The organism is Nonomuraea purpurea, assembly GCF_042650645.1.
Taxonomy (GTDB): Bacteria; Actinomycetota; Actinomycetes; order Streptosporangiales; family Streptosporangiaceae; genus Nonomuraea; species Nonomuraea purpurea.
In genome coordinates this window covers 158906-174282 of sequence record NZ_JBHSBI010000009.1, presented here as the reverse complement: position 1 = coordinate 174282, position 15377 = coordinate 158906, and the positions used below count along the sequence as shown (strand labels likewise).

Genomic DNA, 15377 nt, shown 5'->3' with positions numbered 1-15377 from the left:
TGATCTACAGTCCTTCCGCCAGTTCGTCGGCGACGTCCAGCACGTGTCTTCCTGCCACGACGGGCAGGCACTTGCCCGTCACTGGGGTGATCCTGGCGGCCCACCGCTCGGGGACGCCCCGCTCGCCCTTGCTCGCTCCCGCGATCGCTCCGGCGATGGCGCCGATCGTGTCGGCGTCCCTGCCCAGGCTCACCCCGAACGTCACGGACGCCTCCACCTCGCCGTCGCCGACCAGGAACGCGGCCAGCGCCAGCGCCACGGCCTCGGGGGCGATGTCGGTCCAGGGATAGTGCCGGACGACCACGGCCTCGTGCAGCGCCTCGACGACATCGTCGCCGCCGTCGGACGTCTCGGCACCGCCGGGCCTCTCAGCGCCGCCGGTCCTCTCGGCTTCGCCGGGCGTCCAGCCGAGCACCTCGCAGGCCCGTACGACGTTCCTGGCCGTCCAGGAGTCCGCCGGGATCACCGACAGCGCGGCGCGTACCACGTCGCGGGGCGCGGCCCCGTCCATGGCGGCGGCCACCGCGCCGGCGACGGCCCGCCCACCGACGATGCCCTCGCCCGACCCGCTGACCAGCCCGTCCTGTTCGACCAGCCGGGCCGCCTCGACGGGGTCACCCGGGCAGAAGATCCCGTACGGCGCGGCCCGCATGGCCAGCCCGTCCGACCACCCGTGCGCGTGCACGAGCCCGGTCAGCGGGGGCGCGAGGCCGCGGCGAAGCGCTTCGACGGTGCCCAGTTCGGAGAAGCCCGCCCCGCGCATCGGCCCGGTCACCCGCGGGATGATCTCGGCGCGGTAGGCCGCGGCCACGTCGCCGGAGGTCAGCTCGTGCCCGTGCCGTACCAGCAGCGAGGCGGCGAAGATGGCGTACTCGGTGTCGTCCGTGCCGCCGCCCTCGATCTCGGTGAGGCGCCCCCACCGCCGCCTGATCTCCGACGGCGTCAGGTTCTCTGCGGGTGCCCCGAGGGCGTCGCCGGCGGCCAGGCCGAGCAGACACCCCCGGGCTCTGTCGCGACAGGTCACCGCTGGTACCGCTCCAGCACCTTGTTGCCGTCCTCCACGAGCTTCGCCGACACCTCGTCAATGGTGATCTTATTGGCGAAGTACTCCTGCAGCGCGGGCGTGGCGACCTTGGTCCGCCACTCGTCGAACCCGTTCACCTTGAGGAACGGCGCGACGACGAGGTTCTTGGCGGAGGCGGTGGCCACGTCCCAGCCGTTCTCCTTCGTGGTCATCGACGGGTCGGCGGCGGCCTTCTGCGAGGTCGGCAGGAGCCAGTCGCCCTTGGCAAGTTTGACCTGGTTGGTGCTGTTCAGGAAGAACGAGATGAACTTCATGGCCTCGTCCGGGTGCTCGCTGTCCTGCGCGATCGACAGCGTCTGCGAGACCGCCCCCTGCTGGGCGCTGGTGCCCTTGGGCGCGGGCAGCGTCACCCACTCGAACCCTTCAGGGGCCTGCTCCACGACCTGCTGGCGCAGGAAGACGCCGGCGGGCAGCATCGCGAACTTGCCGTCGTAGAAGTTGGGCAGCGGGTCCGCGGTGCCCTGGCCGAGCGCGCCCGGGTCGGCCGACTTGTCCTTGTTGAGCTGGTCGTGGATGCGCTGCAGCACCTCGCGCTCCTCCGGCCCGACCTTGACCGTGGTCTTGCCGGCGGCGCTCTGGAAGAACGTGCCGCCGAAGCTGAGCGCCAGGTTGAGGGTCTTGTTGACCGGCGACTTCATCGGCCAGGCCACGCCGAACGCGCCGCCCTTGGTCATCTTCTTGGCGGCCTCGGAGAACTCGTCCCACGTCCACGGGTTGTCGGAGGTGGGGACGCGCACCCCCGAGGCGTCCAGCAGCTTCTTGTTGGCGATGATGACCTGTGACTCCTGCAGGAACGGCACCCCGTACACGCCCTGCTGGCCCTTGCCGCCGTCGAAGGTGACGGTGTCCCAGGCGGCCTGCGGGATGTCGCTCTTGAGCTCGGCCGGCAGCTTGGCGCTCAGGTCGAGCAGGTAGCCGTCGGAGGCGAACCCGGACAGCGCGGGCGAGTCGTTGTGGATGACGTCGGGCGCCGTGCCGCCGGCGAACTGGGTGACGAGCTGGTCGTTGACGTTGTCCCAGCTGCCCTGGACGTAGGTGACCTGGATCTTGGGGTTGGCCTTGTTCCATTCGTCCACGAGCTGCTTGTTCGCGGCGACGGATTCCTTCTGCCACGCCAGGCTGAGGAAATTGATCTTGACCGGCTCGTTGGAGGAGGACGAGGACTCGCCGCCCCCTCCACTGCCGCACGCGGCGGCGAGCGCGACGACCGTCGCCGCCGCCAGAGCGGACTTGATTCGCATGTGAGCCTCCTAGCCCTTGACGGCGCCGGCCATCAGGCCGGACTTCAGTCGCCGCTGAATGATTGCGAAGAAGATCAGGCTCGGGATCGTCGCCATGAGCGACGCCGCGGCCAGCGGACCGAGCCTGGCCACCCCCTCGGGGCCGGTGAACCTCACCAGCGTGAGAGGAAGCGTCATGACGTCGGGATCCTGGAGGATCACCAGCGCGAACATGAACTCGTTCCACGAGGAGATGAAGGCGAACAGCAGCGTGGCCACCACGCCCGGCGCGAGCAGCGGCGCCACCACGCTCGCGATCGAGCGCAGCCGGGACGCGCCGTCCACGGCCGCGGCCTCCTCAAGCTCGGGCGGCACCGCGCGCACGTAGCCCTGCAGCATCCACAGCGCGAACGGCAGCGTGAACGTCACGTGCACGACCACGAGCCCCGGCAGCGTGTTCACCAGGTCGAGGTCCCGCAGGATCATGAAGAGCGGGATGATGATCAGGATGAACGGGAACACCTGGCTGACCAGCACCCACCCGATCGCGATCCGGTTGACCAGGCTCCGGTAGCGCGCCATCGCGTAGGAGGCGGGCAGCGAGATCAGCACGGTGATGAAGCTGCTGAACAGCGCCACGGCCAGGCTGCGCGCGGCCGCGCCCACCAGGTCCTGCTCCCCGAACGCGTCGCGGAAGTTGGCCAGGGTCGGCAGGCTCGGGATCCACGTCGGGTCGGTCAGCGCCAGCTCACGCGGCGTCTTCAGCGCCGTGGACAGCAGCCACAGCAGCGGGAAGGCCAGGAAGGCGATGAACGCGAACAGCGCGAGATACTGCAGGACCTGGACGACGATCTTGGTGGGACCCACGCGGCTTCTCACTTGGCCTCCCTCATCTGCCGCCACAGGTACAGCCCGAGCACCGCGAGCACGACGATCGCCATGGCCAGGCCGAGCATCGAGGCGTAACCGGCCATCCGGTACCTGAACGCCTCCTCGTAGGCGAACAACATCGGCAGCCGCGTCTGCCCGCCGGGCCCGCCCTGCGTAAGCACGTACACCAGGCCGAACTGGTTGATGTTCCACACGAAGTCGAGCGAAGTGATCGCCACGATCACCGGACGGAGCTGCGGCAACGTGATGTTCCAGAAACGCCGCCATGGTCCGGCGCCGTCCATCTCGCCGGCCTCGTGCAGCTCCCTGGGCACGTTCTGCAGGCCCGCGAGCAGGACGACCGTCGTCTGCGGCATGCCGGTCCAGACGCCGACCACGATGATGGCGGGCAGCGCGAGCGAGAAGTCGGCCAGCCAGTTGACGTCGGTGTTCAGGATGTCGTTCAGGATGCCCGCGTCGGGGTGGTAGACGAGCTTCCACATCAGGCCGATGACCACGGGCGGCATCGCCCACGGCACCACCGCCAGCACCCGCGCCACACCGCTGAACATCAGCTTCTCGTTCAGCAGCAGCGCCAGGCCGAGGCCGGCCAGGAACTGCAGCGCCGTCACCGAGAAGGCCCAGATCAGGCCGATCCTGAACGAGGACCAGAAGTCCTCGGCGCCCAGCAGCTCGACGAAGTTGTCCAGGCCGACGAAGCTCGTCTCATGGACGCGCGTGTTACGGGCGTCGGTGAACGCCAGGCCGATGCCGTACAGCAGCGGGCCCACGCTGAACAGCAGCACGGGCACCAGCGCGGGCAGCATGAGCAGCCACATCTCGCGCGTCTGACGCGAGATCCTGCGGGGCCTGGCACGTGATCCGCGCGGCGGCGCCGGCTTTGTCACGGTCGCCGTCACTCGAGGTTCCCCTTCCCTTGCGCGTCGGATTCGCCCGCCGTGGACGCCCGGACAACGAGCCGGGGCGGCACGGTGACCAGGCGGGGCTCGCGGTCGCCGCCCTGGAGGCGTTCGAGCAGCAACTCGGCGGCGACCTTGCCGCGCTCGGCCGACCCGAGCGACACGCTCGTCAGCGACGGCCAGGAGGCCGCGGCCAGGTCGGTGTCGTCCATGCCGACCACCGCCACGTCCCGCGGCACCCGTTTGCCGGCGGCCCGCAGCACGTCGAGCGCGCCGAGCGCGATCAGGTCGTTGGCGCACAACAGCGCGTCCACGTCGGGGACCCTGGCGAGCAGTTCGGTCACCGCGTGGCGGCCCTCGGCCCGGTAGAAGTCGCCGATCTGGACGAGGTCGTCGTCGTAGGGCAGGCCGACGTCGGCGAGCGCCTGCCGGTAACCGGCCGCTCTGGCGGCGCCGGGGACGGTGTCGAGCGGGCCGTTGATCATGCCGATCCTGCGGCGGCCGAGCTGGTGCAGGTGGTCGATCGCCAGCCCGACGCCGGTGTGGGAGTCGGCCCGTACGTTGTCGACGCGCGACCCTTCTGGCACCTGGCCGATGATCACGACGGGGGCCCTGGCGGCGGAGAGCATCTCCAGGTGGGCCTCGGTGACCCGCAGCGGGACCATGATCAGACCGTCCACGTAACGCTCGCCGAGGCTGTGCAGCACGTCGATCTCGTCGGCCACGACGGCGTCGGTGGAGTGCAGGACGAGCCGGTAGCCGGCGGCCTTGAGCACGGGCTGGATCTGGCGCAGCATGGCCAGGTAGGCGGGGTTGCCGACGTCGGCCATGGCGAAGGCCACCTGGTGGGTGCGGCGCGACTTGAGCGACCTGGCCACGGCGTTGCGCACGTAACCGAGCTCGTCGGCGGCGGCCATCACCTTGCGCACGGTCTCCTGCCTGGTCGGCAGGCCGTTGAGGACCCGCGATACGGAGGCGATCGAGACACCGGCACGCTCGGCGATCGTGGTGATCGTGGGTCCGTCGGCCAAGGTTGTCCTTCCATGGTGTGTAATCGTTTACGATCAGCCCTGTAAACGTTTACTGCGTGTGCGACATGAAACCTGTATGTAACTTGCAGGTCAAGTCACGATCGCATAACGCCAGGTCAGGGCAATTCCCGGCAAACCCACCCCTTTACCGAACCGCCCTGGACGGGTTGGCGACGTGGCCGGCCGGCCGGCCTCCCACGTACCGTCCCACCCCGAAGAGGCAGCGGCTCAGTCAGTCGCGGGCCGGTTCGGGCTCAGGCCCCCGGTCGGAAGCACGCAGACCCTCGGGTGCGCCACCAGGGGCGGCCCCGGAAGGAGGTACGGCTCCCGAAGCAGGCGCCGGGTCCGAAGCACGTGCGCGCTCAGCCTCGGAAAGGGAGCCGGGGGTGGGTGACAGGCGGAGGAGGGCGCGGATGGCGGGGGCGCCGGCGAGGGTGACGACGGCGGCCAGGACGGCCGGGATGATCAGCGCGATCGGCAGCGACGACGACTCCGCCACGTACCCCAGCACGGCCGGCCCCAGCAGCAGCCCGCTGTACCCGAACGCCGTCACCATGGCCAGCGCCCGCCCGACGCGCCCGCCGGCCGCGCCCACCGCGCTGAACAGCACCGGCACCACCGTGGCCAGCCCCACGCCGGTCAGCGCCCACCCGGTCCACGCGCAGACCACCCGCAGCGACTCCCCCACCGAGGGGGAGGCGAGCACCAGGACGTACCCGGTGGTGGCGAACAGCCCGGCGAACTGGATGGTGCGCACGGACCCGAGACGGCTCCTGATCGGGTCCCCCAGCAGCCGCACGGTCGTCATGGCCACCGAGAAGATCGTGTAGGCCAGCGGCGCCAGGGCGGGGTCGGTCAGCAGCACCGAACGGGCGTGCAGCGCCGCCCAGTCGATGGCCGCCCCTTCGCTCAGGTGCCCGGCGAACGCGGCCAGCCCGAGCAGCGCGATGAGCCCCCAGCGCAGCGAGCCCGTCTCCCCGGAGCCGGACTCGGCGGAGTCGTGCGCGGGCGGGTCGGGAAGCAGCAGCCGGGCGGCGGGCACGTACAGGAACGGCACCACCAGCGCGGCCGCGATCAGCAGCGCCTGCGGGTCCAGCCCCCTCTGCAGGACGAGCGAGGTGAGCCCGCCTCCGGCGGCGCCGCCGAGGCTCCACGTGCCGTGGAAGGCCGAGATGATCGGCCGTCCGTAGCGGCGTTCGACCTCGACGGAGTGGGCGTTCATGGCGACCTCGGTGACGCCGAGCCCGATCCCGAACACCACCGCGAGGACCGCCAGGATCTCGTATGACGGCGCGAGCGCGGGCCCGAGCAGCACCAGCCCGGAGAACGGCCCGGCGATCCAGCAGACCCGGCGGCTGGAGAAGCGGTCCACGAGATGCCCGGCCAGCAGCATCGACACCAGGGCCCCGCCGGAGATCAGCAGCAGGACGGTGCCCAGCTTGGCGAAGCCGAGGTCGAGCCGGTCGTTCAGCGACGGCAGCCCGGCCGCCCACAGACCCATGACAAAACCGGCGAGGAAGAAGAATCCGAAAACTCCGACACGAGCCCGTCTGGCATCAGTGAGGCTTTTGTTCACGGCTAGAGCATAAGCTGTGGTCCGTGAATGGTGCTACGACCAGTGGCGAACTACGCGCGCACAACCGGGTACGGCTGCTGCGCGCCGTGCACGACTGCGGAGCCACCCGTACCAGGTCGCAACTGACCCGCGACCTGCGTCTGGCCAGAGGAACGGCCTCCGTGCTGGTCGCCGGGCTGGCCGAGGACGAGTTGCTGCACGAGGAGCCCGCCCCCGAGCACGTGCGCGGGCGGCCCACGCAGGTGCCGGGTCCGCATCCGCGCGGGCCGCTGGCACTGGCGGTGGACGTTCGCGAGGACGCCTGGGAGCTGGCGGCCTGCGAGCTCGGCGGCCGGACCACCGTCATCGAGGTGCGGCCGCACGACGGCACTCCCGAGGGCGCGCTCGGCCCCCTGGGCGAGGCCATCGCGGCCTGCGTGGAACGCTTCCGGCACCGCGTCATCGGGGTCGGGGTGGCCCTGGCGGGCCCGATCCGCCACGGCGGTCTGGTGGACATCGCCCACCTGGGCTGGCGCTCGGTGAACGTCCCCCGCCTTCTCGGCCTCCCCGCCCCTGTCACGGCGGGCGACCGCGTCAACGGCCCGGTGACGGTGGTGGTCGGCAACGACACCGCGTTCGCGGCGCTGGCAGAAGCCCGGCGGGGCCGCCTGCAGGGCGTGCGGGTGGGCCTGCACCTGCACGTCGACTTCGACCTGGGCGGCGTCCTGGTCGTCGACGGCCGCCCGCTGTCCGGCGCGGGCGGCACCGGCGCCGAGTTCGGGCACATGCCGCTCACCGGAGGCGACAGACCCTGCCTGTGCGGCGCGGTCGGCTGCTGGGGCATGGACGTCGGCGCGAACGCCCTCCTGCGCCACGTGGGCCTGGCCTACGGCGGCGGCAGGGGCCGCGAGCAGGCCGAGCACGTGCTGGCCACCAGCGAGGCGGCGGTCGCGGAGACCGCCAGGGCGCTGGGACGCGGCATCGCCGCCCTGGTGAACGCCCACGACCCGGAGGTCGTGACGCTGTCGGGCCATGGCCCGGAGGTGTACGAGCGGGCGGGACGGGCGCTGTGGCGATCCTGCGAACCGGGCCTCATGGAGATCCGCCGCGACCACCCGCCCAGGATCGAGGGCTCGGCTCTGGGCTGGCGCGGTTCGCTCCTCGGGGCGATGGAGTCGGTCTTCGACGCCTTCCTCACCCCCGAGGGGCTCGACCGGTGGCGCGAGAACCCCCCTGACCAGGGTCGCGACACGCCCGACCAGCAGAATGTGACGCATTCCACGCCAAGCAGGAAAAACCCCGTATAACCACCCCGGCGCAGGGCACCCTCAGGAGTTCTCGCCGGGCCCCTCGGTGCCGCGGTTGGCGTGGAGGGCCCGGCACACGAAAGAATCATGGTCCGGGCGTCCAGAACAGGCACGCCCACCCACCCGAGCGGGTCGCCCGAGGAGTCGCGGCGACACTCGGGCGATTAGCGTATTCCCAGCTCAGAGTGGGTGCGGAGGCTCGCCGCGAGTCCCGCCGCCGCAAGCCGGAGGCCGGTGCCCGATTTATCCGGTTCGGCGGTGGCATGTCGGGCTTCGGGGGCTACGGTGGGGAAAGTGCGCATGGCACGCGTCGCCTTGCTCCCCCGGGGCACGCCCGCGCAGGCCCGGACCCACCCCAGAGGGGCCGAGTCGAGGCGAAGAACGCGTTGAGCGGGCGCTTTCCGCAACAAGCACCGCTGGTATCCGCCATGATTAGCCACTGCACCACGGGAAACGAAATCCCGAACGTAACTCCCCGAGGAGAGAACAGAATGGCACTTCCCACTCTCACCCCCGAGCAGCGTCAGGCGGCTCTGGCCAAGGCCGCCGAGGCCCGCGCCGCCCGCACGGCCCTGCTCGCGAAGGTCAAGGCCGGCGAGCTGACCTTCGCCCAGTTGCTGGAGCGTGACGACGACATCGCGAAGAAGATCAAGGTGTCTCAGGCGCTGCGCGCCGTCAAGGGCGTCGGTCCGGCCAAGGCCACCGCGCTGATGGAGGAGGCGGGCGTCGACGAGAAGCGCCGCCTCGGCGGCCTGGGCGCCCAGCAGCGCAAGAAGCTGGTCGACGCGCTCGGCTAAACCCGAGCGGCCAGGTCCGCGCGCAGCGGCGCGCGGACCGGCCAGCGACCCCTCAACAGGCCAGGAGGGGCCGGAGAGCGGAGCCGCCCCCGCTCGACCCGGCGGGGCCACGCTGAGGGGTCAGAACGGTCAGGAACGCAGATAGGTCAGTACGGCGAGCACCCGGCGATGCTGGTCACTGTCATCCGCGTAGAGACCGAGCTTGTTGAAGATGCTCCTGATGTGCTTCTCGACGGCTCCGTCACTGATCACGAGCTGCCGCCCGATGGCCGGATTCGACTTCCCCTCGGCCATCAACCCCAGCACCTCGCGCTCGCGCGGCGTGAGCTGTGCGAGCGGGTCGTCCTTTCGCCTGCGCACCATCAACTGGGACACCACCTGCGGATCGAACACGGTGCCGCCCGCGGCCACCCGCCGCAGGCCCTCCAAGAACTCGTCCACGTCGACGACGCGGTCCTTCAGCAGGTAGCCGACCGAGCCACGGGCGTCGGCCAGCAGGTCGTCGGCGTAGGAGACCTCGACGTACTGCGACAGGATCAGCACGGGCGCGCCCGGCACCCTACGCCGGGCCTCGACGGCCGCCTTCAGGCCCTCGTCGGTGAACGACGGCGGCATGCGCACGTCGACCACCGACACGTCCGGTCTGTGCTCGGCGATGGCCTCGACGAGAGCGTCGCCGTCGCCGACGGTCGCCACCACCTCGCAGCCGAACTCCTCCAGCAACCTGACCAGGCCCTCCCTGATCAGCACCGCGTCATCGGCCACGACTACCCGCACGGAACCTCCGCCACGATCAATGTGGGCCCGCCGTCGGGCGACCGCACGGTCAGCTCCCCGTCGACGGCGCGGAGCCGGTCGGCCAGCCCGGCCAGGCCATGTCCCTTGGCGACGTGCGCGCCGCCGACACCATCATCCCCGATCGTGAGCATGAGGACGTCGCCGATCCGGGTGAGCTGGATGGTGCAGACGGTCGCCCGGCTGTGCTTGGCCACGTTCGTGAGGGTCTCGGCGCAGACGAAGTAGATCGCGTTCTCGACGGCCGCCTGGTAGCGCTCGACGGTCTGCACGTCCAGGTCGACGGGGACGGTGCAGCGCCCGGCCAGGGCGGCCAGCGCGGGCGCCAGGCCGCGGTCGGACAGGATCGGCGGGGCGATGCCGCGCGAGAGCGCGCGCAGTTCGTCGAGCGTCTCGCGGGTGGCGCTGATGGCGGACGTGAGCGTGGCCTGCGCCCCGTCGGGGTCCTTGGTCATCTGCCGCTGCGCCCTGGACAGCTCCATGGCCAGCGAGACCAGGCGCTGCTGCGGCCCGTCGTGGATGTCGCGTTCGAGCTTGCGCAGCGCGTTGGCCTCGGCGGACACGGCCGCGGCGCGGCCCTGGGCCAGGTCGTCGATGCGCTCCTGCAGCTCGGCCACGCCGGTCAGCAGCCCCCGTCCGAGCATGGCCCTGGTCAGCGCGGAGACGCGGATGGTGAGCGGCATGAGCAGCAGGAAGATCAGGCCGATGCCGAAGTAGAAGGTCGAGTTGACCAAGTAGCTGTCGCCCAGGCCGAGCAGTTCGGGCAGCTCGACGCTGCCGGGGATGCGCATGGTGAAGAAGCCGTACACCGGCCAGGTCAGCCCGGCCAGCGGGAGCGCCCAGAACACGACCGTGAGCACGAACGAGATGATCGCGAACGGCAGGTTGAGCACGCCGTGCAGCAGGTCGAGCCAGGACTGCCCGCTGGTCAGCGGGTTGACCAGCCGGCGCATGCGGCCCGCGCCGGGCGGCGGCTGCTTGTAACGGGGGCGCACGGGCGGCCGGTCCAGCACCCGCGACAGCCACCCGCGCTCGGCGTCGGCGAAGCCGCGCGCGACCATCAGGGTGCCGGCCAGCAGCGGCACGCCGATCCACACGACCGCGGTGCCCACGCCCGCGGCGAAGCCCGCGATCATGAGAACGAAGCCGATGATGGTCGTCGGGAAGCCGACGAGCGTGTAGCGGGAGTCGAGGAGGACACGCCTCATCCGGGAGCGCATGGCATCAAAGGTATGGCCTGGCCGCTGGCGGAACGAGCCTGTGCGCCGGTGTACGGGGGTAGGGCCAGCCCTACCACGCGAGGTGGTGCCTCACCCCGCTCAAGACGGTGGTCCACGGCAATGTGCGACGCCCCCCGGGACGGAAGCCTTGAATCATCCGCTCCCCCCGCGAAAAACGAGGCTTCCTGATGACCGTCTTGCTGGACCGTCCCATTGGCGCGACCCCTGCGCCGCGCCGCACGGCGGCCGCGCGCCGGGCCGCGCGGGATCCCTTCATCGACCTGCTGCGTGTGTTCGGCATGGCGCTCATCGTCCTGCAGCACTGGACGATCCCGGTGATCTCCTATGACGGCGTCCGGCTGACGACGGGCAACGCGCTGGCCACGCCGGGCGTGTGGGTGGTCACATGGATCAGCCAGGTGATGCCGCTGGTGTTCTTCGCGGGCGGCGCGGCGAACGCGATCAGTGCCGGCAGGGCCGCCGACCCGCGGCGCTGGATCGCGACCCGGCTGCGGCGCCTGGCCTGGCCGCTGCTCCCGCTGGCGGCGGTGTGGCTGCCGCTGCCCCACATACTGCTCACGCTCGGCGTGCCCGAGCAGCCCCTTCAGGTGGGGACGCAGCTGACCGGGCAGCTCCTGTGGTTCCTCGCGGTGTACCTGATCGCCGTCACGGCCACCCCGTACGCGCTGCGCCTGCACGAACGCTACGGCGCGCTCGTCTCCGCGGCGCTGGCCGCCGGGGCGGTGCTGACGGACGTGGCGCGTTTCTCCACCGGGTTCGACGCCGTCGGTTACCTGAACATCGTGTTCGTCTGGCTGACCGTGCACCAGCTCGGCTTCTTCTACGCCGAGGGCAGGCTGCGGCTTCCCGCGCTGATGGCGGTCGCCGGGTTCGGGACGGCGGCGCTGCTGGTGGCCTTCGGCCCCTACCCGGGCAGCATGATCGGCCTGCCGGGCGCCGAGATCTCGAACATGGCCCCGCCCACCCTGGCCATGCTCGCCGTGTCCTTCGGGCAGATCGGCCTGGCGGCGCTGCTGCGGCCGTGGCTGGTGCGGCTGCCGTCCGAGCGGCTGCTGGCCTGGGCGGGGTCGCGGATCATGACCGTGTACCTGTGGCACATGCCGGCCCTGTTCGCGGTGACCGGGGTGGTGGTCGTCCTGCTGGGCATCGACACGCCGGTGCCGGGCAGCGCGTTCTGGCTGGCCGGGTGGCCGCTCTGGTTCGGGCTGCTGTGCCTGGTCATGTGGCCGCTGGTGAAGTGGTTCGCCAGGTTCGAGACGCCGCCCGCGCTGCCGTACGGGACGACCGGGTGGGGCGGCACGCTGGCCGCGTCCGCGCTGGTCGGCGCCGGGGTGCTGACGCTGACGGTCGGCGGGTTCGCGCCCGGCGGATGGCCGTTCATCGCGGTGCTGGCGCTGGTCGGCGGGCTGCTGTTGACCGGCCCCAGAACGCGGACGTAAGTGCCGTTCAGGAGAATGTGGCCTCATGACGAAAATCCGTGATCTGGCCGACGCCGACCTGCCCGCCGTATCCGACATCTACGCCCATTACGTGACCGGCAGTCTGGCCACGTTCGACGAGACTCCGCCGGGCCTTCGGGAATGGCGGGACAAGGCGGCGGGCCTCGCGGGGGCGGGCCTGCCGTTCCTTGTGGCCGAGGTGGACGGCCAGGTCGCCGGGTACGCCTACCTCGCCCAGTACCGTCCCAAGCCCGCCTACCGGCACACGCTGGAGGACACGATCTACCTGGCGCCGGGGATGACGGGGCGCGGGCTCGGGCGCAAACTGCTCGGCGAGCTGATCACGCGGGCGGGCGAGATCTCGGCCCGGCAGCTCATCGCGGTGATCGCCGACTCGGGCGACCCGGCGTCGGCGCGGCTGCACACGGCGTTCGGGTTCGAGGAGGCCGGACGGCTGAAGGCGGTGGGGTTCAAACAGGGGCGCTGGATCGACACAGTGCTGCTCCAGCTCGATCTGAGATAGGCCCCCCGGTTCGACCACACGGCAAACTTCGGCAGGATAGATACGTGAGCCTTCTCGTTGACCGCCTGCCCCAAGAGATCGACGCCGAGCCGGACGCCATCTTCGACGCGTTCGTGGCCTGGAACGCCGAACGGGGGCTCACCCTCTATCCCGCCCAGGAGGAGGCCCTCATCGAGGTCGTCTCCGGCAGCAACCTGATCCTGGCCACGCCGACGGGCTCGGGCAAGTCGCTGGTGGCCGCGGGCGCCCACTTCACGGCGCTGACGCGTGACATGCGCACCTTCTACACCGCGCCGATCAAGGCACTGGTGTCGGAGAAGTTCTTCGACCTGTGCGCGATCTTCGGTACCGAGAACGTCGGCATGATGACCGGCGACGCGAGCGTCAACCCGGGCGCGCCGATCATCTGCTGCACCGCCGAGATCCTGGCCAACGTGGCGCTGCGCGACGGCGCCGCCGCCGACATCGGCCAGGTGGTGATGGACGAGTTCCACTTCTACGCCGAGCCCGACCGAGGCTGGGCGTGGCAGGTGCCGCTGCTTGAGCTGCCCGACGTGCAGTTCATCCTGATGTCGGCCACGCTCGGCGACGTGTCGATGTTCGAGCGTGACCTGACCAGGCGCACCGGGCGGCCGACGTCCGTGGTCAAGCACGCCGAGCGGCCCGTGCCGCTGGTCTACTCCTACCGGATGACGCCGCTGCACGAGTCGCTGGAGGAGATGCTCAGCACCGGCCAGGCGCCGGTCTACGTCGTGCACTTCACGCAGGCCGCGGCGATGGAGCGGGCCCAGGCGCTGATGTCGATCAACATGGCGACCAAGGCGGAGAAAGAGGCGATCGCCGCGATGATCGGCGGTTTCCGCTTCACGACCCGGTTCGGCCGGGCGCTGTCCCGGCTCGTCCGCCACGGCATCGGCGTGCACCACGCCGGGATGTTGCCGAAATACCGCCGCCTGGTCGAGCGCCTGGCCCAGGCGGGCCTGCTGAAGGTCATCTGCGGCACCGACACCCTCGGCGTCGGCGTCAACGTGCCGATCCGCACGGTGCTGTTCACGGCCCTGTCGAAGTACGACGGCAACAAGGTGCGCCGCCTGCGCGCCCGCGAGTTCCACCAGATCGCCGGCCGGGCCGGCCGGGCGGGCTTCGACACGATCGGCTACGTCGCCTGCCAGGCCCCCGAGCACGACATCGAGAACGCCAAGGCGCTGGCCAAGATCGGCGACGACCCCAAGCGGCGGCGCGGTTACGCGCGCAAGAAGCCGCCGGAGGGGTTCGTGGGCTGGAGCGAGGACACCTTCCAGAAGCTGCAGGAGGCCGAGCCCGAGCCGCTCAACTCGCGTTTCAAGGTCAGCAACGCCATGCTGCTGGCGGTCATCAACCGTCCTGGCGACTGCTTCCAGGCGATGAAGCACCTGCTGACCGACAACCACGAAGACCGCAAATGGCAGCGTCGGCACATCAGCCAGGCCATCGCGATCTACCGGTCGCTGCTGGCCGGCGGCATCGTGCGGCAGTTCGCCGAGCCCGACGAGCAGGGGCGGCGGGCCAGCCTGACGATCGAGCTGCAGGAGGACTTCGCGCTCAACCAGGCGCTGTCGACGTTCGCGCTGGCCGCCTTCGACCTGCTCGACCGTGAGTCGCCGGCGTACGCGCTCGACCTGGTCTCGATCGTCGAGTCCATCCTCGACGACCCGCGCCAGATCCTGTCGGCCCAGCTCAAGAAGGCGCGTGGCGAGGCCGTCGCGCAGATGAAGGCCGACGGCATCGAGTACGAAGAGCGCATGGAGCAGCTCGCCGAGGTCATGTACCCGATGCCGCTCCAGGACCTGCTGCTCGGGGCCTACGAGACCTACCGGCACGGCCACCCGTGGGTGGGCGACTACACGGTCAGCCCCAAGTCCGTGGTGCGCGACATGTTCGAGCGGGCCATGACCTTCAGCGAGTACATCCAGGTCTACGAGCTGGCCCGCTCCGAGGGCACGGTGCTGCGTTACCTGGCCGACGCCTACCGCACGCTGTCGCGTACGGTGCCCGAGCACCTGAAGACCGACGACCTGGTCGACCTGATCGAGTGGCTCGGCGAGCTGGTCCGCCAGGTCGACTCCTCGCTGATCGACGAGTGGGAGAAGCTGACCAACCCGGCCGAGGCGCTGGAGCGGCAGGAGCAGCTGGAGACCAAGGTCCGGCCCGTCACGGCCAACACGCGGGCCTTTCGGGTGCTGGTGCGCAACGCGATGTTCCGGCTGGTCGAGCTCTGCGCCATCGAGAAGGAGGACGAGCTGGAGGAGCTCGCCCCCGACGTCGACTGGGGCGCGGCGCTGGACGCGTACTACGACGAGCACGAGGAGATCTTCACGAACGCCGACGCGCGCGGGCCCGCGCTGCTGCGGATCGAGGAGGAGAGCGGGCTCTGGAAGGTCCGCCAGACGATCAAGGATCCGGCCGGCGACGGCGACTGGGGCATCGACGCCCAGGTCGATCTGGCCGGCTCCGATGAGGAGGGCCGCGCGGTCCTGCACGTGATCGGCCTCAACCGGCTTTAGAGCGGCGGTTCGCGACCGGGATGTCCGCGGGGATGTGACAAGCCCTGTGCCG

At 70.7% G+C, this 15377-nt stretch carries 13 protein-coding genes; 5 read left to right on the top strand and 8 right to left on the bottom strand.

What is annotated here, in order from left to right; translation table 11 throughout:
- Window positions 1-4 precede the first annotated feature (4 nt).
- The 6 genes from ACFOY2_RS19535 to ACFOY2_RS19510 all read right to left on the bottom strand — a co-directional run bounded on the left by ACFOY2_RS19535 (window position 5) and on the right by ACFOY2_RS19510 (window position 6701).
- Complete coding sequence (locus ACFOY2_RS19535; RefSeq protein ID WP_379529480.1) at window positions 5-1024, bottom strand: ADP-ribosylglycohydrolase family protein; 1020 nt, start codon at window positions 1022-1024, stop codon at window positions 5-7.
- Window positions 1021-2325 carry an ABC transporter substrate-binding protein gene (locus ACFOY2_RS19530; RefSeq protein ID WP_379529479.1) on the bottom strand — a complete coding sequence of 435 codons (1305 nt, stop codon included), beginning with the start codon at window positions 2323-2325 and terminating at the stop codon, window positions 1021-1023. Before ACFOY2_RS19530 ends, ACFOY2_RS19535 begins: the two co-directional genes overlap by 4 nt.
- Before the next feature lie 9 nt (window positions 2326-2334).
- The gene (locus ACFOY2_RS19525; RefSeq protein ID WP_379529478.1) at window positions 2335-3183 is read right to left on the bottom strand and encodes a carbohydrate ABC transporter permease; all 849 of its coding nucleotides are present in this window, start codon (window positions 3181-3183) and stop codon (window positions 2335-2337) included.
- A complete protein-coding gene (locus ACFOY2_RS19520; protein WP_379529477.1) occupies window positions 3180-4094 on the bottom strand; it encodes a carbohydrate ABC transporter permease in 915 nt (304 codons plus the stop codon). Before ACFOY2_RS19520 ends, ACFOY2_RS19525 begins: the two co-directional genes overlap by 4 nt.
- Complete coding sequence (locus ACFOY2_RS19515) at window positions 4091-5125, bottom strand: LacI family DNA-binding transcriptional regulator (protein ID WP_379529476.1); 1035 nt, start codon at window positions 5123-5125, stop codon at window positions 4091-4093. Before ACFOY2_RS19515 ends, ACFOY2_RS19520 begins: the two co-directional genes overlap by 4 nt.
- Before the next feature lie 232 nt (window positions 5126-5357).
- Entirely contained in the window at window positions 5358-6701 is a 1344-nt protein-coding gene (locus tag ACFOY2_RS19510) for an MFS transporter (protein ID WP_379529475.1), read from the bottom strand.
- A gap of 23 nt (window positions 6702-6724) precedes the next feature.
- Here ACFOY2_RS19510 and ACFOY2_RS19505 point away from each other — a divergent pair, with 23 nt between their 5' ends.
- Together ACFOY2_RS19505 and mihF are read left to right on the top strand one after the other, a co-directional pair.
- Entirely contained in the window at window positions 6725-7987 is a 1263-nt protein-coding gene (locus ACFOY2_RS19505) for an ROK family protein (RefSeq protein WP_379529474.1), read from the top strand.
- A gap of 491 nt (window positions 7988-8478) precedes the next feature.
- Complete coding sequence (mihF, locus tag ACFOY2_RS19500) at window positions 8479-8784, top strand: integration host factor, actinobacterial type (protein WP_043641121.1); 306 nt, start codon at window positions 8479-8481, stop codon at window positions 8782-8784.
- A 129-nt stretch (window positions 8785-8913) separates the two neighbouring features.
- Here the strand turns inward: mihF and ACFOY2_RS19495 are convergent, their stop codons facing one another.
- Window positions 8914-9561, bottom strand: coding sequence for a response regulator transcription factor (locus tag ACFOY2_RS19495; RefSeq protein ID WP_357815992.1), 648 nt, complete (start codon window positions 9559-9561; stop codon window positions 8914-8916).
- A complete protein-coding gene (locus ACFOY2_RS19490; RefSeq protein WP_379529473.1) occupies window positions 9552-10787 on the bottom strand; it encodes a sensor histidine kinase in 1236 nt (411 codons plus the stop codon). Before ACFOY2_RS19490 ends, ACFOY2_RS19495 begins: the two co-directional genes overlap by 10 nt.
- A 200-nt stretch (window positions 10788-10987) precedes the next feature.
- Between ACFOY2_RS19490 and ACFOY2_RS19485 the strand changes: the two genes are divergently transcribed.
- From ACFOY2_RS19485 to ACFOY2_RS19475, 3 genes are read left to right on the top strand one after another with little or no spacing between them, the layout of a single operon-like run.
- Window positions 10988-12259, top strand: coding sequence for an acyltransferase family protein (locus ACFOY2_RS19485; protein WP_379529472.1), 1272 nt, complete (start codon window positions 10988-10990; stop codon window positions 12257-12259).
- Window positions 12260-12284: 25 nt separating this feature from the next.
- Window positions 12285-12782 (top strand): GNAT family N-acetyltransferase, encoded by a 498-nt coding sequence (locus ACFOY2_RS19480; RefSeq protein WP_379529471.1) that lies wholly within the window; start codon window positions 12285-12287, stop codon window positions 12780-12782.
- A gap of 44 nt (window positions 12783-12826) precedes the next feature.
- Window positions 12827-15325 (top strand): DEAD/DEAH box helicase, encoded by a 2499-nt coding sequence (locus ACFOY2_RS19475; RefSeq protein ID WP_379529470.1) that lies wholly within the window; start codon window positions 12827-12829, stop codon window positions 15323-15325.
- The last annotated feature ends 52 nt before the right edge of the window (window positions 15326-15377 follow it).